The organism is Variovorax sp. F042 (genome assembly GCF_057814215.1).
This window is the reverse complement of the sequence record NZ_JBVASX010000005.1, coordinates 286,207-311,260: the sequence shown is the minus strand read 5'-3', so window position 1 is coordinate 311,260 and position 25,054 is coordinate 286,207. Positions and strand designations below refer to the sequence as shown.

Sequence of the window (25,054 nt, the reverse complement as noted above, 5' to 3'; positions counted from 1 at the left end):
CATCATTCAAGGGAACTCTCCATGACCTATCGCACACCTTCCGGTTCGCCCCGTTTCCTCTCTGCCCGCCACCGCGCGGGCATCGTCTTGCTGGCCTTGGCCGCCGCGCTGTCGCTGGCCGGTTGCGACCGCAGGAACAACGAGACTGCCGCGCTTGCCGAGCCGGCCTCGCCGCCGCCCGCGCCCATGCAGGCTGCAGCTGGCTATGCCGGTGGTATGGCCATGAGGAAGGAGGCGCGGATGCGTTCTGCGGAACCGGCCTCCGCACCGTCGGCCACCGACCAGTCGCAGGACAACACGCCGCTGCAGCGCTTCCTGGCCGTGCGGCAGGACTTGAACGTCGAGGTGCCGGCCGAGCAGCTGGCCGATGCCTGGGGCAAGGTGCGCGACCTGTGCGGTTCGCTGAAGTGCGAGCTGCTGTCGTCTTCCCTGTTGCGCGAGACGCCGCAACAGCCCGGCAGCGCCATGCTCGAGATGCGCGTGGAACCCGCCGATGTCGACAAGCTGCTCGGCGGCCTGGCCGGCGTGGCGAACGTGGTCTCGCACACCACCACCAGCGAGGACAAGACCGCCGAGGTGATCGACGTCGAGGCCCGCATCAGGAACCGCACCGAGTTCCGCGACAGCCTGCGCACGATGCTGCGCGACACCGTCACCAAGCGCACCATGGCCGACCTGCTGGCCATCCAGCGCACGCTGTCGGACACGCAGGCCGAGCTCGACGCCATCGCCACGCAGCGCAAGGTGCTGGCGCAGCAGACCAGCAAGCAGCACATCCAGATCCAGTTCACGCCCAGGCGCGCGCTGGTGAGTGGCAGCGATGGGTACAGCCCGATGGGACATGCGCTGCGCAACGCGGGCTCGGTGCTGGCGGAAAGCGTGGGCTCGCTGATCACCTTCATCGCGGCGGTGCTGCCGTGGCTGGTGCTGGTGGTGCTGCCGATGGGATGGCTGGTGCGCGTGCTTTGGCGTCGTCGCCGCGCCACAGCCAGGGAAGCCAAGTAAGTAAGATCGCGGGAGGGTCGGTTTGAGGCCCTTTTTCTTACGCAGGAGCCTTTCTCGATGCCGGATCCGCTACGTCTCTACGTGGATGCCCAGTTCACCAGCCCCTATGCCATGTCGGTGTTCGTGGCGCTGCATGAAAAGCAGCTGGACTTCGACTTGTCCCCCGTCGACCTTGGGGCGCTGGAGCACCGGGCGGCCGGCTTCTCGCAACTGTCGCTGACGCAGCGCGTGCCGACGCTGGTGCACGGCGACTTCTCCCTGTCGGAGTCGTCCGCGATCACCGAGTACATCGACGAGACCTTCGCGCAGGGAACGGCGCTGTACCCGGCCGAGCCGCGTGCCCGAGCCCGCGCGCGCCAGCTGCAGGCCTGGCTTCGCAGCGACCTGATGCCGATCCGCCAGGAGCGCTCGACCGAGGTGATCTTCTACGGCCCGGCGAGCGCACCGCTGTCGGCGGTGGCGCATCAGTCGGCGAAGACGCTCTTCCAGGTGGCGCAGGCGCTGCTTCCCGATGACGCGGAGAACCTGTTCGGCGAGTGGTCCATCGCCGACGTCGACCTGGCGCTGATGCTGAATCGCCTGGTCATGAACGGAGACGCCGTGCCGCAGCGGCTGGCGTCGTACGCGGACCGGCAGTGGCAGCGGCCGTCCGTCCAGAGCTGGGTGGCGCTGGAGCGGCCGCTGTGCTGAGGGCGAGGCGGCCCGTCAGCCCACCACCACTTCGCTGATCTGTATCACCGGCGCGATGTCGGTGTAGTTCTTCACGTCGCCCCTGATCTCCTTCGCATGCGGTCCGAAGGCATTCTGGAAGGCCTCGACCGATTCGGCGAACACGTGGCACATGGCGACGTAGGTGGGCGCGGAGTCCGGTGCGCCGCCGGTAAGGCCCTTGTCGATGGTGTACGAGAGGCATGCGTCGCCCATGCGGGCCTTGATCAGGGGCATGTGCTTTTCGCGGTAGTAGTCGTGATCGAACCGTGCGCCGGGGGCGTGGGGATACATCACGCTGAATTTGATCATGTAGGGGTCTCCTGAGGTGAGCGTTCGAGGATAGGAGATGGCCAGTGCCCGCACAAGCCGAGGGCGACGCGGGCGCGACCTAAGATGCGTGCCCATGCGAATCACCGTCTACCTCACCGACAACCGCCCAGACCCCTGGATCGAAGGCCTGAAGGCCGAACTCCCCGACGCCGTCATCGAAGCCTGGAAGCCCGGCGCGCCGCAGGCCGACCATGCCGTGGTCTGGGCGCCGCCGCAGGAGTTTCTCGATGAGCAGCCCAAGCTGCGCGGCATCTTCAACATCGGCGCGGGCGTCGACGCGCTGCTCAAGCTCAAGGTGCCGGCGCACACGCGCATCGTGCGGCTCGACGACGCGGGCATGTCGGTGCAGATGGCCGAGTACGTCTGCCACACGCTCATTCGCCATTTCCGCGAGTTCGACGCCTACGAGGCCGATGCGCGCGAGGGCAAGTGGAGCTATCGCAAGCCGAAGCTTCGGCGTGACTTTCCGGTCGGCATCATGGGGCTGGGCGTGCTCGGCGAGCGCGTGGCCAAGGCCGTGGCGCAGTTCGAGTTTCCGGTGCTGGGCTGGAGCCGTTCGCCAAAAGAGATCGACGGCGTGCGCGTGTTCAGCGGCGAGGCGCAGTTCGACGAGTTCCTGTCGTCCACGCGCGTGCTGGTCAACCTGCTGCCGCTGACCGAGGCGACGCGCGGCATCCTCAATCGCAACACGCTGGGCAAGCTGCGGCCCGAGGGCTATCTCATTAGCATCGCGCGTGGCGGCCATCTGGTGGAGGACGACCTCATTCCGATGCTCGACGCGGGCCAGCTCGCGGGCGCGACGCTCGACGTGTTCCAGGTCGAGCCGCTGCCGGCGGAGCATGCCTTCTGGCGGCATCCCAAGATCACCGTGACACCGCACGGCTCGGCGCGCACGCTGCGCGAGGAGTCCATCACCCAGATCGCCGGGAAGATCCGTGCGATGGAGCAGGGCCTGCCGGTCGCCGGCGTGGTCGATCCCGCGCGCGGCTACTGACGGTACAAGCCACGTCGGGCCCGCCGGAATAGGGTGCGGGCAGGGGAAACCCCGAAGCGCAAGTTTTTCACAAGTATGAAAATCTTTTCATGACTGTGAAAACTGCGTTTCGGGTGATCGAGATCGTCGAGCTCTTCGCCCGCGAGAAGCAGCCGCTGGCGCTGTCCGAGATGGCGCGCCTGCTCGACATGCCGGTGTCGAGCTGCCTGGGCCTGATCCGCACGCTCGAAGAGCAGGGCTACATGTACGAAACCGGCCGCCGCCAGGGCTATTACCCGACCGGCCGCCTGCTTGCGATGGCGCAGGTCATCGCCGCCCACGACCCGGTGCTCGACCGGGTGAAGGCCACGCTCGAAGAGCTGCGCGACGCGGCGCGCGAGACGGTGGTCTTCGCCAAGTTCCGCGATGCGGGCCTGGTGGTCTACCTGGAGGTGCTGAGCGCGCCGCAGAGCATCCGCTACACGGCCGAATCGGGCGAAACGCGCCCGGCCTACGCCAATTCGCTGGGCCGCGCGCTGCTGTCCATGCTCGACGCCGAAGCGCGCCGCAAGCTGCTGGGCGGCATGACGCTCGCGCCGCTGACCGAGGCCACGCTCACTACCGCCGACGCCATCGAGGCCGAGCTGCAGCGCTCCGCCGCGCGCGGCTGGTACGGCAACCTCGGCGAAAGCATTCCCGACCTGATCGGCCTGGCCTGGCCGCTGCGCATCGGCGGCGAAGCCTATGCCATCTCGGTTGCAGGCCCGCGCTACCGCATGGAGGCGCGCATCGAGGAGATCGCCGCAATGCTGCGCTCGGCCTGCCTCGCCATCGAACCCAAGACAGAAAGCCCCCGATGACTGCAACGACCGCTGCCCCACGCTACTTCGTCCGCGAGGACGAGATCGCCGGCTACCACCCGGCCAACCACACCGGCACGCTGAACAAGCGCCTGATCGGCCCCGAGACCGTGGGCGCCAGGCAGCTCGAAGTGCTGGTCGGCCACATCCAGAAGGGCAAGGGCGCGCTGCCGCATGCGCACCCGGGCATCGAGCAGGTCTGCTACATGCTCGAAGGCCGCGCGGTCGCCGAGGTGGGCGGCCAGCGGCAGGAGCTGCACCCCGGCGACAGCTGCTTTTTTCCGGCCGACGCGATGCACACCTTCACGGTGGTGAGCGACGAGCCGGTGCGCGTGCTGGTGATCTACAGCCCGCCGTACGAGGAATCGCCGGAGCGCGTGATCCGGCCCTGAACCGACACAACAACCGGAGACAAACCACATGCAGACGACGAAGAACGCGACAGGTCAAACGGTCGCGATGGCGAACCGCCGCCGTTTCATTTCCATCGGCGCGGCCGCGGGGCTTGCCGGCACCGTGCCATGGGCCTTCGCGCAGGACGGCTACCCGAAGCAGCCGATCAGGCTCGTCGTGCCCTTCGCGGCCGGCAGCGGCACCGATGCGGTGGCGCGCATCACCGGGCAAATGCTCGGCGAGGCGCTCAAGGCTTCGGTCATCGTCGACAACAAGGCCGGCGCCAACGGCGTGATCGCGGCCGAGTTCGTCGCCAAGGCACCGCCTGATGGCTACACGCTGTTCATGACGACCAACACCACGCACTCGGCAAACCCGAGCCTGATGAAGTCGCTGCCCTACGACCCGGTGAAAGACTTCGCGCCCGTCAGCCGCATGGGCAACCTGCCGTTCATGCTGGTGGTCAACAACGACCTGCCCGTCAAAAGCGTGGCCGAGCTGCTGGCCTGGGGCCGCGCGCACCCCGGCAAGCTGACCTATGCGAGCGGCAACAGCACCGGCATCGTGAGCGGCGCCACGCTGTCGCGCATGAGCGGCGTGCCGATGCTGCACGTGCCCTACAAGAGCACGCCGCCTGCAATTGCCGACCTGATCGGCGGGCAGGTGTCGATGATGGTGGTCGACCTCGCCGCGGGCCTTGCCACGGTGAAGGCCGGCAAGATGCGCGCGATTGCCGTCACCACGCAGGAGCGCACCAAGCTCTTTCCCGAGCTGCCGCCGCTGGCCGACACGCCCGAGCTGAAAGGCTTCGACATCACTTCGTGGAACGGCGTGTTCGCGCCGGCCGGCACGCCGCGAGACATCGTGCTGAAGCTCAACAAGGCGCTGTCCGAGATGGCCAACGGCGCGGCCTTCCGGGAGCGCGTGGCGAAGCTGGGCTTCGATGCCTTCGGCAGCACGCCGGAAGAGCTGGGCGCGTTCACCGTGTCGGAGCTTGCGAAGTGGAAGAAGCTGATCCAGGCCGCGGGGATCCAGCCCGAATGAGTGCGACCGGACCTCTGGAGGGCATCCGCATCCTCGACCTCACGGCCGTGGTGATGGGGCCGTATGCAACGCAGACGCTCGGAGACCTCGGCGCCGACATCATCAAGGTCGAGCCGCCCGGCGGCGACAACCTGCGTGCCGTCGGCCCGATGCGCCACCCGGGCATGGGCGCGATGGCGATGCACCTCAACCGCAACAAGCGCTCCATCGTGCTCGACCTCAAGCAGCCCGAGGGGCGCGAGGCCTGCCTGAAGCTGGCGGCGGGGTGCGATGCGCTGATCTACAACACGCGGCCGCAGGCGATGGCGCGGCTCGGGCTGGGCTACGAAGCCGTGGCTGCGGTCAACCCGAAGATCGTCTACCTCGGCGCCTTCGGCTATGGCGAGCAGGGGCCCTATGCCGGCAAGCCCGCCTACGACGACCTCATCCAAGGTGCAGCAGGCGTCGCCTCGCTGTTCGCGCAGCAAAGCGGCGGCGCGCCGCGCTACGCACCCGTCACGCTGGCCGACCGCGCCGTCGGCCTGCAAGCCGCCATCGCATTGCTCGCCGCCGTGCTGCATGCCCAGCGCACCGGCAAGGGCCAGGCCGTCGAGGTGCCCATGTTCGAAGCCCTGTCGCAGTTCGTCATGGGCGACCATCTCGGCGGCCACAGCTTCGAGCCGCCGCTCGGTCCCACCGGCTATGCGCGCCTGCTCGCACCGCATCGCAAGCCCTACGCCACGGCCGACGGCTACCTCAGCGTGCTCATCTACAACGACAAGCACTGGCAGGCCTTCTTCGATGTGATCGGCCGGCCCGAGCTGCGCAGCTCGCCGATGTTCGGCACGCACACCGCGCGCGCCGCGAACATCGGCGCGGTCTATGCCTTCGTGGCCGAGGTGATGGCCACGCGCGGCAGCGACGAATGGTTTGCCGCGCTCGATGCCGCGGACATTCCCGTCGCGCGGCTGCACAGCACCGACAGCCTGCTCGACGACCCGCACCTGCGCGCCGTCGGTTTCTACCCCGAACTCGACCATCCGACCGAGGGCCGCATCCGCACCCTCGCGCCGGTCGGTCGCTACAGCGCAACGCCCACCGCCATCCGCCGCCCCACGCCGCGCATCGGTGAGCAGAGCGTGGAGTTGCTGCGCGAAGCGGGCTACGGCGACGAAGCCATCGAACGCATGCTCGAAAGCGGCGTCACGCTGCAACCGGACCCATTGAAGAAAGACGGCGAAGAATGAATTTCTCCCTGAACGAAGACCAGCGCTCGCTCGTCGCGGCCATCGAACGCCTTTGCGAAGACTTTCCCGCCGACTACTGGCGCGACCACGACGACCGTGCCGTGTTCCCGCACGAGTTCCACCGCGCCGTGGCCGAGAGCGGCTGGCTCGGCATCGCCATGCCCGAGGCGCAGGGCGGCGCGGGGCTCGGCATTACCGAAGCGGCGCTGATGATGCGCGCCATCAGCGCATCGGGTGCGGGCATGTCGGGCGCGTCGTCGGTGCACATGAACATCTTCGGGCTCAACCCGGTGGTGGTGTTCGGCAGCGAGGAGCAGCGCCAGCGATTCCTGCCGCCGCTGATCGCCGGCAAGGAGAAAGCCTGCTTCGCCGTGACCGAGCCCGATGCGGGGCTCGACACCACCAGCCTCAAGACGCAGGCGGTGCGCCAGCCGAACGGCAGCTACCTGCTGCACGGCCGCAAGATCTGGATATCGACCGCGCAGGTGGCCGACCGCATGCTGATCCTCACGCGCACCACGCCGCTCGACCAGGTGAAGAAGCCCACGCAGGGCCTCACGCTGTTCTACACGCCGCTGGACCGCAGCAAGGTCGAGGTGCGCGAGATCCACAAGCTGGGCCGTGCGGCAGTCGACTCGAACATGCTCTTCATCGACGGGCTCGAAGTGCCGGAAGAAGACCGCATCGGCGAGGAAGGGCGGGGCTTCGAGTACATCCTGCACGGCCTCAACCCTGAGCGCATCTTGATCGCGGCGGAAGCCATCGGCATCGGCCGCGCGGCGCTGCGCATCGCTTCGCAGTACGCACAGGAGCGCGTCGTGTTCGGCCGGCCCATCGGCCAGAACCAGGGCGTGGCGCATCCGCTGGCGCGTGCGTGGGCCAACCTGGAAGCGGCAGATCTGATGATGCTCAAGGCCGCCACGCTGTACGACGCGGGCGAGCCCTGCGGCATCGAAGCCAATGCCGCCAAGTACCTCGCGGCAGAAGCGGCGCACGACGCCTGCCAGAACGCCGTGCTTACGCTGGGCGGCATGGGCTATGCGAAGGAATATCACGTTGAGCGCCTGCTGCGCGAGAGCTACATTCCGCGCATCGCACCCGTGAGCCCGCAGATGATCCTGAACTTCATCGCCGAGAAAGCGCTCGGGCTGCCCAAGTCGTACTGATCTGCACCACCACGCCATGAACAACGACGCCATCGTCACCCGCCACCTCGGCATCCGCGGCCGCGTGCAGGGCGTGGGTTACCGCTGGTCGATGGTGCAGGCGGCGAAGCGGCTCGGCGTGCGCGGCTGGGTGCGGAACCGGCGCGACGGCAGCGTGGAGGCGCTCGCGGCTGGCGAGGCTGCGGCGGTGGATGCGTTGATCCGCTGGGCGCACCAGGGGCCGGACGGTGCGCGCGTGGATGCGGTCGACGTGAGCGATGCGGCTACGCACGGCGTGCCCGAGGGCTTCGAGCAGCGCGAAACCGCCTAGTACCCGCCGGCTGGCGCCATTTGCAACCCCGCAGGCGGGCATTGCTACCTTCCGCGGCTTGTGTACCAAGCAGGGCAATTGCATGTGTCGGACAATCGAAGGCGGTTTCTCATCCTCCCGCGACACAAGAGACATCCCATGAAACTCCCCACCAAAGTCAAGATCGTCGACGTCGGCCCGCGCGACGGCCTGCAGAACGAAAAGCAGCCGGTCTCCGCCGAAATCAAGATCGGCCTCGTGCACCGCCTGCAGGATGCGGGGCTCAAGGAGATCGAGGTCACCAGCTTCGTCAGTCCCAAGTGGGTGCCGCAGATGGCCGACAACGCCGAGGTGATGCACGGCATCAGGCGCAAGCCCGGCGTGCGCTATTCGGTGCTCACGCCCAACATGAAAGGCTTCGAGGCCGCCATCGCCGCGCCGCGCGAGGAGTGGCCCGACGAGATCGTGGTGTTCGGCGCCGCCAGCGAGGCCTTCAGCCAGAAGAACATCAACTGCTCCATCGCCGAGAGCATCGAGCGCTTCGCGCCCGTGGTGGCCGCCGCGCGCGAGAAGGGCATCCATGTGCGCGGTGCCATGTCGTGCACGGTCGGTTGCCCCTATGAAGGCGAGATTGCGCCGGCCAAGGTCGCCTACCTCGCGCAACTGATGAAGGGCATTGGCGTGCAGCGCGTGGACGTGGCCGACACCATCGGCGTGGGCACGCCGCGCAAGGTGCAGGCGGCGATGGAGGCCACGCTGGCGCACTTCGATGTCGACGCCATTTCCGGCCACTTTCACGACACCTACGGGCAGGCGCTGGTCAACACGCTGGCGGCGCTCGAGATGGGCGTGTGGAACTTCCAATCGTCCTCGGCTGGCCTGGGCGGCTGCCCGTACGCCAAAGGCGCGACAGGCAACGTGGCGACCGAAGACGTGGTCTACATGCTGCACGGCATGGGCATCGAGACCGGCATCGACCTCGACAGGCTGATCGACGCGGGCGTGTACATCAGCGAGGCGCTGGGCCGCGAGCCGAACTCGCGCGCCTCGAAGGCCATCCGCACCAAGCGGGCGGGTTGAAGCATGGACCTGCAAGTCTGGCTCGCATTCCTGGTGGCGAGTTGCGTCATCGCCGTGTCGCCCGGTTCGGGCGCGGTGCTCAGCATGAGCCATGGGCTCAGCTACGGCGTGCGGCGCACCACGGCGACCATCGTCGGGCTCCAGCTGGGGCTCGCCGTGATCCTGCTGGTGGCCGGGCTCGGCGTGGGCGCGGTGCTCACCGCCTCGGCCACCGCGTTCACGGTCATCAAAGTGGTCGGCGCTTGCTACCTTCTGTGGCTGGGCTGGCGCCAGTGGCGCGCGCCCGTTGCGAAGATCGACGGCAACGCGCAGGAGGCGGCCTCCGAGCCCGACCTCACGGCGCCGCAGCGCGTGCTGCGCGGCTTCCTGACCAACGTGACCAACCCCAAGGGCATCGTCTTCATGGCGGCCGTGCTGCCGCAGTTCATCCAGCCGACGCGGCCGCTGTGGCTGCAGCTGCTGGTGCTGCTGGCCACGACGGTGATGGTCGACGTGACTGTGATGCACGGTTACGCCTGGCTGGCCGCGCGGCTGCAGGGCGTGCTTCGCAGCGTGCGCGCCCGGCGTGCGCAGAACCGCGTCTTCGGCGGCGTGCTGATGGCGATGGGTGCATTCCTGTTTGCATTCAAGCGCAGCGCGTAGAGGCTGCGGACCCGTTTCCTCATTCCCCCGGCACCACGGTGCCTGATAGATTCGAATCCATGTCCATGTGCGGCTCTGAACTCCACTCCCTCCCCGAAGGCGTCCAGCGCGTCTCCCGCGTGCTGCAGGACGCCGGCCACCCCCATTCGCCACGCATGCTCGACGACGCCTGCCGCACCGCGCAGCAGGCGGCCGACGCGCTCGGCATCTCCGTGGGGCAGATCGCCAAGAGCATCATCTTCCGCCGCAAGAGCGACGAAGTGGCGGTGCTGGTCATCACCTCGGGCGACAAGCGCGTGGACGAGAAGAAGGTCGATGCGCTGGTCGGCAAGACCGGCCGCGCCGACGCCGATTTCGTGAAGGCGCGCACCGGCTTCACCATCGGCGGCGTCTCGCCCGTGGGGCACGTGACCAAGCCCGTGGTGCTGATCGACCGCGAGCTGTTCCGTTTCGAGGAAATCTGGGCGGCCGCGGGCCATCCGCATGCGGTGTTCCAGCTGCGCCCGCATGACCTCGAAAAGCTCACCGGCGCGCCGGTGGCGGACGTGGTGTGAATTTCGACGAGGCGGAAACGCTCGCCGAACGCGCCGTGGCCGTGCAGGCCATGGTGGAAGACGTGCCCTCGCCGTGCTCGTCGGTGTGCCGAATGGACCGCCTCAGCGGCTTCTGCGAAGGCTGCCTGCGCACCATTCCCGAGATCGCGGGCTGGAGCAAGATGGAAGACGAAACGCGGCGCCATGTGTGGCGAGCGATAGAGTTGCGGGCCAAGGCCGGCATCTGGCGGGCTCCAGCCGACACAGGAGACAGGCACGCATGAAGCACATCGACTTCTATCTCGACTTCATCTCGCCCTACGCGCATCTCGCGTTCGAACACCTGCCCGAGGCGCTCGAAGGCCTGAACTACAGCGTGGCGTACAAGCCGGTGCTGCTGGGCGCGCTGCTCAAGCAGCACGGGCAACTCGGCCCGGCAGAGATTCCGTCGAAGCGCAGCTGGACGTATCGCCACGTGCTCTGGCTGGGCCATGCGAACGGCATCGAGATCGAGATGCCGGCCTCGCATCCTTACAACCCGCTGGCCCACCTGCGGCTCGCGCTGTCGACCAGTGACGACGGCAGCATCAGCCGCCTCGTGGCAGAGACCGTCTTCCGCCACGTGTGGCGCGGCGGTGAAGAGCCTGGCGACGCCACGCGCCTTGCTGCGCTCACCGCGCAGCTGAAGCCGAAGCGCGAAGCGAACAGCGACGAGAGCAAGGCCCTGCTCAAGCGGAACACCGACGAGGCCCTGCAGCTCGGCGTGTTCGGCACGCCGGCCTATGTGGTCGATGGCCGCCTGTTCTGGGGCTTCGACGGCCTCCAGATGCTGCGTGCCTATCTGATGGGCGACGCATGGTTCGACGGCCCGCAATGGACCTTGGCCGACCAGCGCCCATCCCTGCTGCGCAGCAGCAAGAACCAGGCACCTAGGTAAAACCCGGTAAGGGCCGAATTTCTTACAGGCTGAAACGCGCTGCGCGGGTTTCACCCTAATCCGTAAGCGTCGGTTCAGTTTCGCGCAAGGCTCGGGTCAGTCGCGCCTCCAAGAATGCCTCACGGTCCCGAATGCCGGGAACCGCAACGAACGCATACACAGGAGATGACCAATGGCAGCCACACTAGATTCGAGGGGAGTGCCGCATCCGGCCCCCCGGCCCATGTCAGCGGAGGAGAAGAAAGTCATCTTCGCCTCCTCGCTCGGCACCGTGTTCGAGTGGTACGACTTCTACCTCTACGGTTCGCTGGCCGCGATCATCGCGAAGCAGTTCTTCAGTGGCCTGGATGCGGGCGCGGCCTTCATCTTCGCGCTGCTGGCGTTCGCCGCCGGCTTCCTGGTGCGTCCGTTCGGCGCCATCGTGTTCGGCCGCCTGGGCGACATGATCGGGCGCAAGTACACCTTCCTGGTCACGATCCTGATCATGGGCCTGTCGACCTTCATCGTCGGCCTGCTGCCCAGCTACGCGACCATCGGCGTCGCGGCGCCGGTGATCCTGATCGCACTGCGCATGCTGCAGGGCCTGGCGCTCGGCGGTGAATACGGCGGTGCCGCCACTTACGTGGCCGAGCACTCGCCGCACGGCAAGCGCGGCGCCTACACCTCGTGGATCCAGACCACGGCAACGCTCGGCCTGTTCCTGAGCCTGCTGGTGATCCTGGGCGTGCGCGAATGGCTCGGCGAAGCGGTGTTCAACGACTGGGGCTGGCGCATTCCGTTCCTGGTGTCGATCCTGCTGCTGGGCATCTCGGTGTGGATCCGCCTGTCGCTGAGCGAATCGCCGGCCTTCCAGAAGATGAAGGCCGAGGGCAAGACCTCGAAGGCGCCGCTGTCCGAGTCGTTCGGCGAGTGGAAGAACCTGAAGATCGTCATCCTGGCGCTGGTCGGCCTCACGGCAGGCCAGGCGGTGGTCTGGTATTCGGGCCAGTTCTACGCGCTCTTCTTCCTGACGGCGCAGCTGAAGGTCGATGCGACCACGGCCAACCTGATGATCGCCGCCGCGCTGCTGCTCGGTACGCCGTTCTTCGTGGTGTTCGGTACGCTGTCGGACAAGATCGGCCGCAAGCCGATCATCATGGCCGGCTGCCTGCTGGCCGTGGTCACCTACTTCCCGGTCTTCAAGATGCTGACCGAAGCCGCCAACCCCGACCTGGCCCGCGCACAGGCCACGGCCGCCGTCACGGTGACGGCCGACCCGGCGACCTGCTCGTTCCAGGGCAATCCGGTGGCTCGCGAGATCGACTTCCGCAGCTCGTGCGACATCGCCAAGCGCTACCTCGTGCAGAACTCGGTGAGCTATGAGAACGTGGCCGGCGCGCCGGGTTCGAAGGCCATCGTGAAGATCGGCGACAAGTCGGTCGAGGCGCCGGTCGGCAACGTCGCGAACTCCAAGTTCGACGAAAACTCCGCCAAGGAAATCGCTGCCTTCAAGAAGGGCGTGGCCGAAGACCTGAAGGTTGCGGGCTACCCGGCCAAGGCCGACCCCGCCAAGATCAACAAGGTGATGACGGTGCTGCTGCTGTTCTGGCTGGTGTTGCTGGTGACCATGGTCTACGGCCCGATCGCCGCGATGCTGGTCGAGCTGTTCCCCACGCGCATCCGCTACACCTCGATGAGCCTGCCGTACCACATCGGCAACGGCTGGTTCGGTGGCCTGCTGCCGACCACGGCCTTCGCCATCGTGGCCTCCACCGGCAACATGTACAACGGGCTTTGGTATCCGATCATCATTGCCGGCATCACGCTGGTGGTGGGCACGATCTTCATCCGCGAAACCAAGAACGTGGACATCTACGCGAACGACTGAGCGTCGCTCGCACAGGAGGGCGCCATGCCCTCCGTTCAACAAAGAGGCTTCATGCCAACCGCATGAGGCCTTTTTTCTTGAACCCCTCGAATCAATCAACCTCGTCAGGAGACAACACCCATGTGGAAACTCGTCGTCGGCTTCGTCATCTTTGCCGCCATTGCTCTGTACGTGATCTCCAAGGCCGGCGACAAGGTCGACATGTCGGGCGAGAAGCACGGTGGCGATACCACCACGCACGAGCCTGCGCCCGCCGCTGCGCCCAAGTAAGGCGCCGCCTTATCTTTTGAATTTGCCGTCGCTGACGATCGACAGGTCTACGAAGTCGATGCCCGTGTGGTCCGTCGGCGAGTAGCTCACGTCGAGCCCGCCGCCCACGTCGTACTGGAAGTTGTTGAGCGTGGCGATGAGCTTTGCGCGCGTGGGCTTCGGGCCCGTGCGGCGCAGCGCCTCCACCATCACCTTGGTGGCGACGAAGCCTTCGAGCAGCGCGGGCGACAGGTCGTTCTGGCCCTTGGCCTTGGCCAGCGCCAGCGCTTCCTTGATGAGCGGGTGGCCGAAGGAGCGCTCGTAGGGCAGCACCTGCGTGATGATCACGCCGGCACTCGCCGAGCCCAGTTCCTTGATGAAGCCCGAGGCCGCGTTGTTCGACAGCGTGATGATCTGCGCCGCCGAGCCCGCGGCGCGCAGCGCCTTGATGCCGTCGGTCACGGCAGTGCCCGAGCCGATCCACAGCACCGCCTGCGCGTTGGCCTTGGTCAGCTGCGGAACGATCGCCGCGAAGTCGGGCTTGTTGCGGTCGGCCAGCGCGACCACGGCCGGCTTCAGGTTGGCCTTCTCGAAGCCCTTGTTCGCGCCTTCCATCGCGTCCTTGCCGAAGGAGTCGTCGGCCTGCACCACGGCGATGCGCTGGATGCCGGTGGTCTGCAGGTGCTGCACGGCCTTCTCGGCCTCGCGCTGATAGGTCGAGCGCACGTTGAAGATGTTCTTCTGCAGCGGCTTGTGCAGCGCCATCGCACCCGTCGAAGGGCCGACCAACGCCACGCCGTACTTGTCGAGCAGCGGAATCACCGCGAGCGTGTTGGGCGTGCCGCGGTTGAGCAGCAGCGCGACGACCTTCTTGTCTTCGATGAGCACGCGCGTGTTCTCCAGCGAGCGCTTGGCGTCGAGGCCGTCGTCCATGCGGATCACCTCGATCTGCTCGCCGTTGATGCCGCCCTGGGCGTTGACCTGGTCGATGACCAGTTGCGAGCCCATGATGGTTTCCTTGACGCTGGCCGCCACCGGCCCCGAAAGGTCGGCCGACTGGCCGATCAGGATCTGGGCCGATGCGCCCGGGGCCGCCATGGCCAGGAGCAGCGCCACGGCGCAGGACGTGAACGTCTTTTTCATCGAGCAAAGCCTTTCCACGAAGCGGAGTGCTTCTGTCAGCAGGTGTGTAATGTGTTGCTGAACGTCACTTGCCGCCAGTTCGCGGAAACCCTGTCAAACCAAGGTTTGCAGAATGCCCAGGGCCAACGGCCCGCCGGTTTTGCCGGCGGGCCGTTGGTTCGAAAGGCGTAGTCGAGGGGCGGGGCTCAGCGCTTGAAGCGCCCGTCGCTGATGATCGAAAGGTCCGCGAAGTCGATGCCGCTGTGGTCCTGCGGCGAATAGCTCACTTCAAGCCCGCCGCCCAGGTCGTAGCCCTTGAGGCCTTCGAGCGCAGCGACCATCTTCGCGCGCGTGGGCTTGGGGCCCGCGCGGCGCAGCGCCTCCACCAGCACCTTGGCCGAGGCGAAGCCTTCGAGCATGGCCGGCGACAGCTCCGCCTGGCCCTTGGCCTGTGCGAGTGCCTGGGCTTCCTTCACCATCGGCTGGCCGAGCGAGCGCTCATTCGGGAACACCTGCGTCACGATCACGCCCTTGCTCGCGTCGCCCAGCTGCTTGATGAAGCCCGAGGAGGCGTTGTTCGACAGCGTGACCACCTGCGCCGCCGAGCCGCCCGCGCGCAGCGCCTTGATGCCGTCGACCACGGCAACGCCCGAGCCGATCCACACCACGGCCTGCGCATTGGCGTCCTTGATGGCCGGCACGATGACCTTGTAGTCGGGCTTGTCGCGGTCGGCCGGAATGGTCACGACCGGCTTGGCCTTGCCCTTGGCGAAGCCGGTCATCGCGCCTTCGAGTGCGTCCGTGCCGAACGAGTCGGTCACGTGCACCACCGCGATCCGCGTGAGGCCGATGGTCAGCAGGTGCTGCACGGCCTTCTCGGCCTCGCGCTGGTAGGTGGCGCGCACGTTGAACACGTGCTTCTGCAGCGGCTTGTGCAGCACCATCGCGCCGGTGGAGGGGCCGATGAGCGCCACGTCGTACTTGTCGAGCCACGGGATGATGGCCTGCGAATGCGGCGTGCCGCGGCTCATGAACAGCGCCAGCACTTTCTTGTCTTCGATCAGCACGCGAGCGTTTTCGCTGGCGCGCTTCACGTCGAAGCCGTCGTCCATGCGCAGTATTTCGATCTTCTCGCCGTGGATGCCGCCCTGGGCGTTGACCGAATCGATCAGCAGCTGCGCGCCGCCGATGGTCTCGTTCACGCTCGCGGCCACCGAGCCGGTCACGCCGGTGGTCTGGCCGATCAGGATCTGGGCCGACGCACCCACGGCGCTGAGGGCCAGCAGGGCGGCGGCGCAAAGCATGCGCGTCTTTGTCATGGAAGTCTTTCGAGGGAATGCAGGAACTGGCGCGGAAACATGTGAAAACAAATGTCGTATTTGTTTCTGAAAGTGTCTGAAACTCCATCCGGACAAACCCCTGCGCGGCCACCGACCTTGTGACGCAATGCGCAAACCCGTCATGTAGCACTCCCTAGAATGTTTGCCCCACCCCCCAAGGCACTCATGACACAGGGCTCCATCCGGATTCGCGGCGCGCGCCAGCACAACCTCCAGAACCTCGACCTCGACATCCGCACCGGCGAGATGACGGTGGTCACCGGGCCCAGCGGCTCGGGCAAGTCCAGCCTCGTTTTCGACACCCTCTACGCCGAAGGCCAGCGGCGCTACGTGGAGACCTTCTCCGCCTACGCCCGCCAGTTCCTGGACCGCATGGACAAGCCGGCCGTCGACAAGGTGGAGGGCGTGCCGCCCGCCATCGCCATCGACCAGACCAACCCGGTGCGCTCCTCGCGCTCCACGGTCGGCACGATGACCGAGCTGAACGACCACCTGAAGCTGCTCTTCGCGCGCGCGGCCAACCTGTTCGACCGCGAAACCGCGCTGCCGGTGCGCCACGATTCGCCCGACAGCATCTACGCGCAGATCGTCGAGCGCGCGGCCGCGGCGGGCGATCCGCGCCTCGTGGTCACCTTTCCGGTCGAGCTGCCCGCGAGCACCACGGCCGAGGAAGTCACGCAGTGGCTGTCGGCCAGCGGCTTCACGCGCGTGCAGGCCGAGCGCGAGGTGGCCACGCCCACCGGGCCGCGCAAGGTGCTCGACGTGGTGGCCGACCGCTTCCGCGCCTCGAGCGCCGAGCGCTCGCGGGTGGTCGAGGCCATCGAGGTGGCGCTCAAGCGCGGCAGCGGGCGTGTCACGGTGCATGCCACGGGCGCCGAAGAAAACGCGCCGACGGACGTCTGGAAGTTCTCCACCGGCCTGCACTGCCCCGAGAGCGACATCCGCTACGCCGACCCCATCCCGTCGATGTTCTCGTTCAACTCGGCCGTGGGCGCCTGCGAGACCTGCCGCGGCTTTGGCCGCGTGATCGGCGTCGACCTGGGCCTGGTGATTCCGAACGACAAGCTCACGCTGCGCGCCGGCGCCATCAAGACCATCCAGACGCCCGCCTGGAAGGAAGCGCAGGACGACCTCATGCGCCATGCCGAAACCGCCGGCATCCCGCGCGACACCCCCTGGAACAAGCTCACCGACGAGCAGAAGCACTGGGTGATCGAAGGCACGCCCAACTACAAGGAAGGCAACTGGAACAAGCAGTGGTACGGCGTGCGGCGCTTCTTCGGCTACCTGGAGAGCAAGGCCTACAAGATGCACATACGCGTGCTCTTGTCCAAATACCGCAGCTACACGCCGTGCCCCACCTGCAGCGGCGCGCGCCTGAAGCTCGACAGCCTGCTGTGGCGCATCGGCAGCAAGGAAGACGCCGACGCCGTGCTGCCGCCCGAAAAACGCTTCATGCCCACCGGCGCCAAGTGGACGCGCGCGCAGCTCGAAGCCCTGCCGGGCCTGTGCCTGCATGACCTGATGCTGCTGCCCATCGAACGGCTGCGCAGGCTCTTCGACCGCGTCGAGCATCACGGCAACGGCCACACGGTGAGCGAAGGCGAAACCCAGGCGCTGAAGCTGCTGTTCGAAGAAATCACCACGCGCCTGCGCTACCTGCACGACGTCGGCATCGGCTACCTCACGCTCGACCGCCAGAGCCGCACGCTGAGCGGCGGCGAAGTGCAGCGCATCAACCTCACGACGGCGCTCGGCACCTCGCTGGTCAATACGCTCTTCGTGCTCGACGAGCCCAGCATCGGCCTGCACCCGCGCGACATGAACCGCATCACCGAGGCCATGCTGCGCCTGCGCGACGCCGGCAACACGCTGGTGGTGGTCGAGCACGACCCGGCCGTGATGCTCGCCGCCGACCGCGTGATCGACATGGGCCCCGGCCCCGGCGCGCGCGGCGGGCAGATCGTGTTCGACGGCACCACCGACCAGCTGCGCGACGCCGACACGCTCACCGGCCAGTACCTGGGCGGGCGCAAGAAGATCGGCATGGGCTTCAAGCGGCTCGTGAGCGAGAACACGCACCGGCTCATCCTCGAAGGCGTGCGCGAGCACAACCTGAAGAACATCGCGGTCGAGTTCCCGCTGGCGCGCCTGGTGTGCGTTACCGGCGTCAGCGGCTCGGGCAAGTCCACGCTGATACAGGACGTGCTGGCGCCCGCGCTGATGCGTCACTTCGGCAAGGCCACCGAAACGCCCGGTGCGCACGACCGCATGCTCGGCGCCGACCACCTGGGCGACGTGGTGTTCGTCGACCAGTCGCCCATCGGCAAGACAGCGCGTTCCAACCCCGCGAGCTACGTGGGCGCGTGGGACGCCATCCGCGAGATCTTCGCCACCGCGGCGCTGTCGCGCCAGCGCGGCTACACCGCGAGCAAGTTCAGCTTCAACTCCGGCGACGGGCGCTGCCCGACCTGCGGCGGCTCGGGTTTCGAGCACGTCGAGATGCAGTTCCTGTCCGACGTGTACCTTCGCTGCCCCGATTGCGACGGCAAGCGCTACCGCCCCGAAATCCTCGAAGTGCGCGTGGAGCGCAAGGGCAAGAGCTACAACGTGGCCGACGTGCTCGACCTCACAGTGGCCGAAGCAGCCACCGTGTTCGAGGCCGACCGCGATGTGCTGCGCGTGCTGCAGCCGATTTCCGACGTGGGCCTGGACTACGTCAAGCTCGGCCAGCCCGTGCCCACGCTGAGCGGCGGCGAGGCGCAGCGCCTGAAGCTCGCGGGTTTCCTGGCCGAGGCCGCCAAGAGCGCGACCTCGAGCAAGCAGTCGGTGGCGCGCAAGGGCACGCTCTTCCTGTTCGACGAGCCGACCACCGGCCTGCACTTCGACGACATCGCGCGGCTGATGCGCGCGCTGCGCAAGCTGCTCGACGCCGGCCATTCGCTGATCGTCATCGAGCACAACCTCGACGTGATCCGCGCGAGCGACTGGCTCATCGACCTCGGCCCCGAAGGCGGCGAGGGCGGTGGCCAGGTGGTGGCAGAAGGCACGCCGGAGCAGCTGCGCGAGAACCGCGCTTCGCTCACCGGCGCCGCGCTGGCCGACTATGAATTGGCCATCGGCCCCGACGCCTACAAGGTGGCCGAGCGCGCCGCGCGCCGCTACATCGCCAATGCGAAGACGGCGCCGGGCAGCAACGCGATCGAGATCGTCAACGCGCGCGAGCACAACCTGAAGAACCTCAGCGTCGACATTCCGCGCGGCAAATTCAGCGTGGTGACCGGCGTGAGCGGCTCGGGCAAGTCGACGCTGGCCTTCGACATTCTTTTCAACGAAGGGCAGCGCCGGTACCTCGAATCGCTCAACGCCTATGCGCGCAGCATCGTGCAGCCGGCAGGCAGGCCCGAGGTGGACGCGGTGTACGGCATTCCGCCGACCGTGGCCATCGAGCAGCGCCTGTCGCGCGGCGGCCGCAAGAGCACGGTGGGCACCACCACCGAGGTGTGGCACTTCCTGCGGCTGCTGTACGTGAAGCTGGGCATCCAGCACTGCATTCACGACGGCGCTGCCGTGCAGCCGCAGACGCCCGACAGCATCGCCGCGCAGCTGATGCGCAACTTCAAGGGCCAGCACATCGGCCTGCTCGCGCCGCTGGTGAGCAACCGCAAGGGCGTGTACACCGAGCTGGCCGACTGGGCGCGCCCGCGCGGCTTCACGCACCTGCGCGTGGACGGCGACTTCCTGCCGACCGCCGGCTTCCCGCGCATCGACCGCTTCAAGGAGCACAGCATCGAGCTGCCCGTGGCCAGCCTCGACGTGCTGCCATCGAAGGAGACCGAGTTGCGCGAGGCGCTGACCAAGGCGCTCGAACACGGCAAGGGCGTGGTGCACGTGCTGAGCCAGCTTGACGGCCTGCGTGCCGCGATGATGGCGGGCGTGTCCGCCGCCGGCATCGGCCGCGTGAACGTGTTCTCCACGCTGCGCGCCTGCCCGGTGTGCAGCACCAGCTACGCCGAGCTCGACCCGCGCCTGTTCAGCTACAACAGCAAGCACGGCTGGTGCCCCGATTGCGTGGGCACGGGCGTCAAGCTCAGCAAGGACCAGCGCAAGGTGTTCGACGACTCCGTGCTGGCCGACGACAACAAGGGCCGCGAGCAGACCTTTGCAGAACCCGAGGTCGAGGACCTGGCCGACGTGGTCTGCCCGACCTGCGAAGGCACGCGCCTGAACGCCACGGCCCGCGCCGTGGGGTTCGGCACCGCGGCCGACGGCTCGGGCGGCATCGGCATCACCGAACTCGCGCGCATGAGCGTGACCGAGGTGCGCCAGTGGTTCGAGGGGCTGACGCTCACGGGCCGCGAAGCGGAGATCGCGCGCGATCTCGTGCCCGAGATCAAGAGCCGGCTCGAATTCCTCGAAGAAGTGGGCCTGGGCTACCTCACGCTCGACCGTGGCGCGCCCACGCTTTCAGGCGGCGAGGCGCAGCGCATCCGCCTGGCGGCGCAGCTCGGCAGCAACCTGCAGGGCGTGTGCTACGTGCTCGACGAGCCGACCATCGGCCTGCACGCGCGCGACAACCAGATCCTGCTCGACGCGCTGCACAAGCTCGGCGACAAGGGCAACACGCTGGTGGTGGTGGAGCACGACGAAGACACAATCCGCCGCGCCGACCACATCATCGACATCGGCCCGAGCGCGGGCAAGCGTGGCGGCCGGCTGGTGGCCGAGGGCTCGGTGGCCGACATCCAGAACGCCGGCGATTCGCAGACCGGCCGCTACCTGCGCGATGCCATCAAGCACCCGCTGCAGGCGCGCCGCCTCGTGCCTTCGCCCAACCCCAAGGCCACGGACAACGGCGAATGGCTCACCGTGCACGGCGCCGACCTGCACAACCTGCAGGACGTGACCGCCACGCTGCCGCTGCACCGCCTGGTGGTGGTCACGGGCGTCAGCGGCTCGGGCAAGTCGACGCTCGCGCGCGACGTGCTGCTGGCCAACGTGCATGGCATCGTGGTGCAGCGCATGACCAAGGCGGGCCGCGATGCCGACGCGGCTGGCAAGCGCCCGGCATGGGCCGGCTGCAGCAAGGTCGAGGGCTACGAGACCATCGACCGCGTGCTCGAAGTCGACCAGACGCCCATCGGCAAGACGCCGCGCAGCTGCCCGGCCACCTACATCGGCTTCTGGGACACCATCCGCAAGCTCTTCGCCGACACGCTCGAAGCCAAGGCGCGCGGCTACGGCCCGGCGCGCTTCAGCTTCAACACCGGCGAAGGTCGCTGCCCCGGTTGCGACGGTGCGGGCGTGCGCACCATCGAGATGAGCTTCCTGCCCGACGTGAAGGTGCCCTGCGAGGTGTGCCACGGCGCGCGCTTCAACCCCGAGACGCTGGCCGTGAGCTGGCGCGGCAAGAGCATCGGCGACGTGCTGAAGATGGAAGTCGACGAGGCCGTCGAGTTCTTCGCCAGCATGCCCAACATCGCCCACCCGCTGCAGCTGCTGAAGGACGTGGGGCTCGGCTACCTCACGCTGGGGCAACCCTCGCCCACGCTGTCGGGCGGCGAAGCGCAGCGCATCAAGCTGGTGACCGAGCTGAGCAAGGTGCGCGACGACATCACCCGTCGCGGCCAGAAGGCGCCGCACACGCTGTACGTGCTCGATGAGCCGACCGTGGGCCTGCACATGGCCGACGTCGAGAAGCTGATCCACGTGCTGCACCGGCTGGTGAACGGCGGCCACAGCGTGGTGGTGATCGAGCACGACCTCGACCTGATCGCCGAGGCCGACTGGATCCTCGACCTCGGGCCCGAGGGCGGCAACGCCGGTGGGCGCATCGTCGCGGCGGCGCCGCCGGAAGAGGTGGTGCGGCTCGGCACGCACACCGGCGTGGCCTTGGCGCCGGTGCTGGCTCGATAGGTAGGGCAGGGCGGGGCTTGCCCCGCCTTCTTCCTCCTCTTATTTCTGGATATCGCCCAGGCAGAGGTACTTGATCTCCACGTAGTCGTCCATGCCGTGGTGCGAGCCTTCGCGCCCCAGGCCCGACTGCTTCACGCCGCCGAAGGGCACGTGCTCGGTGGCGATCACGCCGGCGTTGATGCCGACCATGCCGTATTCCAGCGCTTCCGCCACGCGAAAGATCCGGCCCACGTCGCGTGTGTAGAAGTAGCTCGCGAGGCCGAACTCGGTGTTGTTTGCCGCGTCGATGCCGTCCTGCTCGGTCTTGAAGCGGAACACGGGCGCGAAGGGGCCGAAGGTTTCTTCGCGCGCGCACAGCATGTCGGGGGTGGCTTCGGCAATCACGGTCGGCTCGAAGAACTGGCCCTGCATCCTGTGGCCGCCCGCCAGCACCTTGCCGCCCTTGGCGATGGCGTCGGCTACATGGCGCTGCACCTTGTCGATGGCCGCATCCTCGATCAGCGGGCCCTGCGTCACGCCGTCCTCGAAGCCGTTGCCGACCTTGAGCGCCCTGACCTTGGCCGCGAACTTCTCGACGAAGGCGTCATAGATGCCTTCCTGCACATACAGCCGGTTCGCGCACACGCAGGTCTGGCCGGCGTTGCGGTATTTGCTCGCGATGGCGCCTTCGACAGCCGAATCCACATCCGCATCGTCGAACACCAGAAAAGGCGCGTTGCCGCCCAGCTCCAGCGAAAGCTTCTTGACCGTCGGCGCGCACTGGCTCATCAGGATGCGGCCCACTTCGGTGGAGCCTGTGAAGCTTAGGTGGCGCACGACGTCGCTCTCGCACAGCTCCTTGCCGATCGCGATGCTGTTCTGGCTGTCGGCCGTGAGCACGTTGAGCACGCCCGCCGGAATGCCGGCCCGCACGGCCAGCTCCGCTGCGGCCAGCGCGGTCAGCGGCGTGAGTTCGGCCGGCTTGATGACCACCGTGCAGCCCGCGGCCAGTGCCGGCGCCACCTTGCGGGTGATCATGGCCAGCGGAAAATTCCACGGCGTGATCGCCGCGCACACGCCAATGGGTTGCTTCATCACCAGCAGGCGGCGGTTGTTGTCGAACTGCGGCAGCACCTCGCCGTTCACGCGCTTGGCTTCCTCGGCAAACCACTCGATGAAGCTCGCGCCGTAGGCGACCTCGCCCTTGGCCTCGGCAAAAGGCTTGCCCTGCTCGGCGGTCATCAGGCGGCCTAGGTCTTCGGTGTTGGCGATCAGCAGGTCGAACCACTTGCGCAGCACGATGCTGCGCTCCTTGCCGGTCTTGCCGCGCCAGGCGGCGAGCGCCTTGTTGGCGGCGGCGATGGCGTGCGCGGCGTCTGTGCGCGTGAGGTTGGCCACGTCGACCAGCTTCCGGCCGGTGGCCGGGTCGTTCACGTCGAAGCGGCTCGCGCCCGCAATCCACTCGCCTGCGATCAGCGCATCGGTCTTGAGCAAGGTCGGGTCGTTCAGCAGTGCCAGGGGAGATGTCTTCGTGTCCATGGTGTCGTGTTGTCTCTAAAGAAATGAGTAGCCGGTGCAAGCACCCGGTGTCAGCGGAAAGGTACGCCCGGAAGCACGCAGAGCATTTCGTAAAGCAGATTGGCCCCGAGCAGCGCAGTGTTTCCGCTCGTGTCGTACGGCGGGCTGACCTCTACCAGGTCGGCGCCCACCACGTTCAGCCCGCGGCAGCCGCGCACGATCTCCAGCGCTTGCGGCACGGTGAGCCCACCGATCTCCGGCGTGCCGGTGCCACCGGCGAACGAGGGATCGATGCCGTCGATGTCGAAGCTGATGTACACCGGATGCGTCGGCCCGATGCGCTCGCGCACCTGCGCCATCAGCGGCGCCAGCGACTGGTACCAGACCTCGTGCGCCTGCACCACTGTGAAGCCCTGTTCGCGCGGCCAGTCGAAATCGTCCGCCGCATAGCCGGTGCCGCGCAGGCCGATCTGCCAGACCTTGTCGCAGGCCAGCAGGCCCTCTTCGACGGCGCGCCGGAACGGTGTGCCGTGCGCGATGCGCTCGCCGAACATGTCGTCGTTCACGTCCGCATGCGCATCCACATGCACCAGCGCCACCGGGCCATGCTTGCGCGCCAATGCGCGCAGGATCGGCAACGCGATGGTGTGGTCGCCGCCCAGCGTCAGCGGCGCGCAGCCGGCGGCCAGCACCGTGTCGTAGAAGTCCGAGATGATGTCGATCGATTTTTCGAGCGAATAGGTGTTGATCGGCACGTCGCCCAGGTCGGCCACGTTCAGCTTGTCGAAAGGCGCCGCGCCGGTGGCCATGTTGTAGGGCCGCAGCAATGCCGACTCCGCACGGATCTGGCGCGGCCCGAAGCGCGCGCCCGGCCGGTTGGAAGTGCCGATGTCCAGCGGCACGCCGATGAACGCCGCATCCAGCCCTGCCGGAGACGTTGCAGCCGGCAGCCGCATCATCGTGCCGGGGCCGGCGAAGCGCGGCATCGTGTTGCCGCCCAGCGGCTGGTTCGGTGTTGTGGTGGTGGGCATCGTGCGTGTGCGGGTTCAACGCCGCCGGCCGCGCAGCCATTCGAGCGCGAGCAGCAGCGTGGTGGTGAAGATGATCAGCAGCGTCGCCACGGCGGCGATGGTGGGCGAGATGTTCTCGCGGATGCCCGTGAACATCTGGCGCGGCAGCGTGACTTGGTCCGGCCCCGCGAGGAACAGCGTGACCACCACCTCGTCGAACGAGGTGGCAAAGGCGAACAGCGCGCCCGAGATCACGCCCGGCGCAATCACCGGCAGCGTGACGCGCATGAAGGTCCTGAACGGTGTCTCCCCCAGGCTCAGCGATGCGCGCACCAGGTTCTGGTTGAAGCCGGCCAGCGTGGCCAGCACGGTGGTCAGCACGAAAGGCGCGCCCAGCGCCGCATGCACCACGATCAGCCCGAAGTAGGTGTCGGCCAGTCCGATGGGCGCGAAGTAGAGATACGTGGCGACGCCCACCACCACGATCGGCACCACCATCGGCGAGATCAGCACGCTCATGAGCAGGCCCTTGAAGGCGAAGCTCGTGCGCGACAACCCCACCGCCGCCAGCGTGCCCAGCACGGTGGCCAGCACCGTGGCGGCCGGCGCGACGATGAAACTGTTGCGCGCCGCGCGTGCCCACTCGGGCGATTCGAAGAGGTTGCGATACCACCGCAGCGACCAGCCGGGAATCGGGTAGGCCAGGAACGAGCTGTCGGAGAACGACAGCGGAATCACCACCAGGATCGGCGCCAGCAGGAAGGCCAGCACCGCGACACAGCCGCCGCGCACCAGCCACCAGCCGAGCTTGTCGGCGAAGGTGGCATAGGCCGGGAATTGGGGAAGCTTCAACATGCTTGTCTG

General features: G+C 67.4%; 23 protein-coding genes. 17 read left to right on the top strand and 6 right to left on the bottom strand.

Annotated features, from left to right (window positions below; all coding sequences use genetic code 11):
* Positions 1-21: 21 nt before the first annotated feature.
* Positions 22-1,005, top strand: a complete 984-nt coding sequence (locus ACZYSP_RS19190; RefSeq protein ID WP_489015919.1) for a DUF4349 domain-containing protein — start codon at positions 22-24, stop codon at positions 1,003-1,005.
* 57 nt (positions 1,006-1,062) lie between these two features.
* Complete coding sequence (yfcF, locus tag ACZYSP_RS19185) at positions 1,063-1,695, top strand: glutathione transferase (protein ID WP_097197899.1); 633 nt, start codon at positions 1,063-1,065, stop codon at positions 1,693-1,695.
* Between the two features lie 15 nt (positions 1,696-1,710).
* Here the strand turns inward: yfcF and ACZYSP_RS19180 are convergent, their stop codons facing one another.
* Positions 1,711-2,025 (bottom strand): EthD family reductase, encoded by a 315-nt coding sequence (locus tag ACZYSP_RS19180; protein WP_093056743.1) that lies wholly within the window; start codon positions 2,023-2,025, stop codon positions 1,711-1,713.
* 94 nt (positions 2,026-2,119) lie between these two features.
* On the opposite strand from ACZYSP_RS19180, the gene ACZYSP_RS19175 reads away from it, so the two are divergent.
* From ACZYSP_RS19175 to ACZYSP_RS19110, 14 genes are all read left to right on the top strand, one after another.
* Complete coding sequence (locus tag ACZYSP_RS19175) at positions 2,120-3,040, top strand: 2-hydroxyacid dehydrogenase (RefSeq protein ID WP_097197900.1); 921 nt, start codon at positions 2,120-2,122, stop codon at positions 3,038-3,040.
* Between the two features lie 89 nt (positions 3,041-3,129).
* The gene (locus ACZYSP_RS19170; RefSeq protein ID WP_489015916.1) at positions 3,130-3,879 is read left to right on the top strand and encodes an IclR family transcriptional regulator; all 750 of its coding nucleotides are present in this window, start codon (positions 3,130-3,132) and stop codon (positions 3,877-3,879) included.
* Positions 3,876-4,271, top strand: a complete 396-nt coding sequence (locus ACZYSP_RS19165; protein ID WP_093177279.1) for a cupin domain-containing protein — start codon at positions 3,876-3,878, stop codon at positions 4,269-4,271. The genes ACZYSP_RS19170 and ACZYSP_RS19165 overlap by 4 nt, the downstream gene beginning before the upstream one ends.
* A 28-nt stretch (positions 4,272-4,299) precedes the next feature.
* Positions 4,300-5,316: a Bug family tripartite tricarboxylate transporter substrate binding protein gene (locus ACZYSP_RS19160; RefSeq protein ID WP_097197902.1), complete on the top strand. Its 1,017-nt coding sequence runs from the start codon at positions 4,300-4,302 to the stop codon at positions 5,314-5,316.
* Positions 5,313-6,542, top strand: a complete 1,230-nt coding sequence (locus ACZYSP_RS19155) for a CaiB/BaiF CoA transferase family protein (protein ID WP_307615951.1) — start codon at positions 5,313-5,315, stop codon at positions 6,540-6,542. The genes ACZYSP_RS19160 and ACZYSP_RS19155 overlap by 4 nt, the downstream gene beginning before the upstream one ends.
* The gene (locus tag ACZYSP_RS19150) at positions 6,539-7,708 is read left to right on the top strand and encodes an acyl-CoA dehydrogenase family protein (RefSeq protein WP_489015912.1); all 1,170 of its coding nucleotides are present in this window, start codon (positions 6,539-6,541) and stop codon (positions 7,706-7,708) included. Before ACZYSP_RS19155 ends, ACZYSP_RS19150 begins: the two co-directional genes overlap by 4 nt.
* 16 nt (positions 7,709-7,724) lie before the next feature.
* The gene (locus tag ACZYSP_RS19145; RefSeq protein ID WP_489015910.1) at positions 7,725-8,018 is read left to right on the top strand and encodes an acylphosphatase; all 294 of its coding nucleotides are present in this window, start codon (positions 7,725-7,727) and stop codon (positions 8,016-8,018) included.
* Positions 8,019-8,156: 138 nt separating this feature from the next.
* Positions 8,157-9,077, top strand: coding sequence for a hydroxymethylglutaryl-CoA lyase (locus ACZYSP_RS19140; RefSeq protein ID WP_489015908.1), 921 nt, complete (start codon positions 8,157-8,159; stop codon positions 9,075-9,077).
* Positions 9,078-9,080: 3 nt separating this feature from the next.
* Positions 9,081-9,719 (top strand): homoserine/homoserine lactone efflux protein, encoded by a 639-nt coding sequence (rhtB, locus tag ACZYSP_RS19135; protein ID WP_093056734.1) that lies wholly within the window; start codon positions 9,081-9,083, stop codon positions 9,717-9,719.
* A 65-nt stretch (positions 9,720-9,784) separates the two neighbouring features.
* Complete coding sequence (locus ACZYSP_RS19130; RefSeq protein WP_093056785.1) at positions 9,785-10,273, top strand: YbaK/EbsC family protein; 489 nt, start codon at positions 9,785-9,787, stop codon at positions 10,271-10,273.
* Positions 10,270-10,536 (top strand): DUF1289 domain-containing protein, encoded by a 267-nt coding sequence (locus ACZYSP_RS19125; protein WP_258352773.1) that lies wholly within the window; start codon positions 10,270-10,272, stop codon positions 10,534-10,536. The genes ACZYSP_RS19130 and ACZYSP_RS19125 overlap by 4 nt, the downstream gene beginning before the upstream one ends.
* Entirely contained in the window at positions 10,533-11,189 is a 657-nt protein-coding gene (locus tag ACZYSP_RS19120) for a 2-hydroxychromene-2-carboxylate isomerase (RefSeq protein ID WP_093078364.1), read from the top strand. The genes ACZYSP_RS19125 and ACZYSP_RS19120 overlap by 4 nt, the downstream gene beginning before the upstream one ends.
* A gap of 172 nt (positions 11,190-11,361) precedes the next feature.
* Positions 11,362-13,056: an MFS transporter gene (locus tag ACZYSP_RS19115; protein WP_093056731.1), complete on the top strand. Its 1,695-nt coding sequence runs from the start codon at positions 11,362-11,364 to the stop codon at positions 13,054-13,056.
* A 120-nt stretch (positions 13,057-13,176) separates the two neighbouring features.
* A complete protein-coding gene (locus ACZYSP_RS19110) occupies positions 13,177-13,326 on the top strand; it encodes a hypothetical protein (RefSeq protein WP_019656389.1) in 150 nt (49 codons plus the stop codon).
* A gap of 9 nt (positions 13,327-13,335) precedes the next feature.
* Here ACZYSP_RS19110 and ACZYSP_RS19105 read toward each other — a convergent pair whose 3' ends face one another.
* Entirely contained in the window at positions 13,336-14,448 is a 1,113-nt protein-coding gene (locus tag ACZYSP_RS19105) for an ABC transporter substrate-binding protein (protein WP_093056730.1), read from the bottom strand.
* 185 nt (positions 14,449-14,633) lie between these two features.
* Positions 14,634-15,746, bottom strand: coding sequence for an ABC transporter substrate-binding protein (locus ACZYSP_RS19100; protein WP_093078365.1), 1,113 nt, complete (start codon positions 15,744-15,746; stop codon positions 14,634-14,636).
* A gap of 186 nt (positions 15,747-15,932) precedes the next feature.
* Here ACZYSP_RS19100 and uvrA point away from each other — a divergent pair, with 186 nt between their 5' ends.
* Positions 15,933-21,683: an excinuclease ABC subunit UvrA gene (gene uvrA, locus ACZYSP_RS19095; RefSeq protein WP_489015903.1), complete on the top strand. Its 5,751-nt coding sequence runs from the start codon at positions 15,933-15,935 to the stop codon at positions 21,681-21,683.
* Positions 21,684-21,722: 39 nt separating this feature from the next.
* On the opposite strand, the gene ACZYSP_RS19090 is transcribed toward uvrA, so the two are convergent.
* From ACZYSP_RS19090 to ACZYSP_RS19080, 3 genes are read right to left on the bottom strand one after another with little or no spacing between them, the layout of a single operon-like run.
* Positions 21,723-23,201, bottom strand: a complete 1,479-nt coding sequence (locus tag ACZYSP_RS19090; RefSeq protein WP_093078368.1) for an NAD-dependent succinate-semialdehyde dehydrogenase — start codon at positions 23,199-23,201, stop codon at positions 21,723-21,725.
* 50 nt (positions 23,202-23,251) lie between these two features.
* On the bottom strand, positions 23,252-24,211 hold the full coding sequence (speB, locus tag ACZYSP_RS19085) for an agmatinase (RefSeq protein WP_093078370.1): 960 nt from the start codon (positions 24,209-24,211) through the stop codon (positions 23,252-23,254).
* A gap of 15 nt (positions 24,212-24,226) precedes the next feature.
* Positions 24,227-25,045 (bottom strand): ABC transporter permease, encoded by an 819-nt coding sequence (locus ACZYSP_RS19080; RefSeq protein ID WP_093056725.1) that lies wholly within the window; start codon positions 25,043-25,045, stop codon positions 24,227-24,229.
* Positions 25,046-25,054 lie beyond the last annotated feature (9 nt).

Coding starts and splice junctions, on each gene's coding strand:
- ACZYSP_RS19190 (WP_489015919.1), top strand. CDS start 22: ATGACCTATCGCACACCTTCCGGTTCGCCCCGTTTCCTCTCTGCCCGC.
- yfcF (WP_097197899.1), top strand. CDS start 1,063: ATGCCGGATCCGCTACGTCTCTACGTGGATGCCCAGTTCACCAGCCCC.
- ACZYSP_RS19155 (WP_307615951.1), top strand. CDS start 5,313: ATGAGTGCGACCGGACCTCTGGAGGGCATCCGCATCCTCGACCTCACG.
- ACZYSP_RS19170 (WP_489015916.1), top strand. CDS start 3,130: ATGACTGTGAAAACTGCGTTTCGGGTGATCGAGATCGTCGAGCTCTTC.
- ACZYSP_RS19090 (WP_093078368.1), bottom strand. CDS start 23,201: ATGGACACGAAGACATCTCCCCTGGCACTGCTGAACGACCCGACCTTG.
- ACZYSP_RS19130 (WP_093056785.1), top strand. CDS start 9,785: ATGTGCGGCTCTGAACTCCACTCCCTCCCCGAAGGCGTCCAGCGCGTC.
- ACZYSP_RS19110 (WP_019656389.1), top strand. CDS start 13,177: ATGTGGAAACTCGTCGTCGGCTTCGTCATCTTTGCCGCCATTGCTCTG.
- ACZYSP_RS19105 (WP_093056730.1), bottom strand. CDS start 14,448: ATGAAAAAGACGTTCACGTCCTGCGCCGTGGCGCTGCTCCTGGCCATG.
- ACZYSP_RS19180 (WP_093056743.1), bottom strand. CDS start 2,025: ATGATCAAATTCAGCGTGATGTATCCCCACGCCCCCGGCGCACGGTTC.
- ACZYSP_RS19100 (WP_093078365.1), bottom strand. CDS start 15,746: ATGACAAAGACGCGCATGCTTTGCGCCGCCGCCCTGCTGGCCCTCAGC.
- rhtB (WP_093056734.1), top strand. CDS start 9,081: ATGGACCTGCAAGTCTGGCTCGCATTCCTGGTGGCGAGTTGCGTCATC.
- ACZYSP_RS19150 (WP_489015912.1), top strand. CDS start 6,539: ATGAATTTCTCCCTGAACGAAGACCAGCGCTCGCTCGTCGCGGCCATC.
- ACZYSP_RS19165 (WP_093177279.1), top strand. CDS start 3,876: ATGACTGCAACGACCGCTGCCCCACGCTACTTCGTCCGCGAGGACGAG.
- ACZYSP_RS19140 (WP_489015908.1), top strand. CDS start 8,157: ATGAAACTCCCCACCAAAGTCAAGATCGTCGACGTCGGCCCGCGCGAC.
- ACZYSP_RS19080 (WP_093056725.1), bottom strand. CDS start 25,045: ATGTTGAAGCTTCCCCAATTCCCGGCCTATGCCACCTTCGCCGACAAG.
- ACZYSP_RS19145 (WP_489015910.1), top strand. CDS start 7,725: ATGAACAACGACGCCATCGTCACCCGCCACCTCGGCATCCGCGGCCGC.
- ACZYSP_RS19175 (WP_097197900.1), top strand. CDS start 2,120: ATGCGAATCACCGTCTACCTCACCGACAACCGCCCAGACCCCTGGATC.
- ACZYSP_RS19160 (WP_097197902.1), top strand. CDS start 4,300: ATGCAGACGACGAAGAACGCGACAGGTCAAACGGTCGCGATGGCGAAC.
- ACZYSP_RS19115 (WP_093056731.1), top strand. CDS start 11,362: ATGGCAGCCACACTAGATTCGAGGGGAGTGCCGCATCCGGCCCCCCGG.
- ACZYSP_RS19120 (WP_093078364.1), top strand. CDS start 10,533: ATGAAGCACATCGACTTCTATCTCGACTTCATCTCGCCCTACGCGCAT.
- speB (WP_093078370.1), bottom strand. CDS start 24,211: ATGCCCACCACCACAACACCGAACCAGCCGCTGGGCGGCAACACGATG.
- uvrA (WP_489015903.1), top strand. CDS start 15,933: ATGACACAGGGCTCCATCCGGATTCGCGGCGCGCGCCAGCACAACCTC.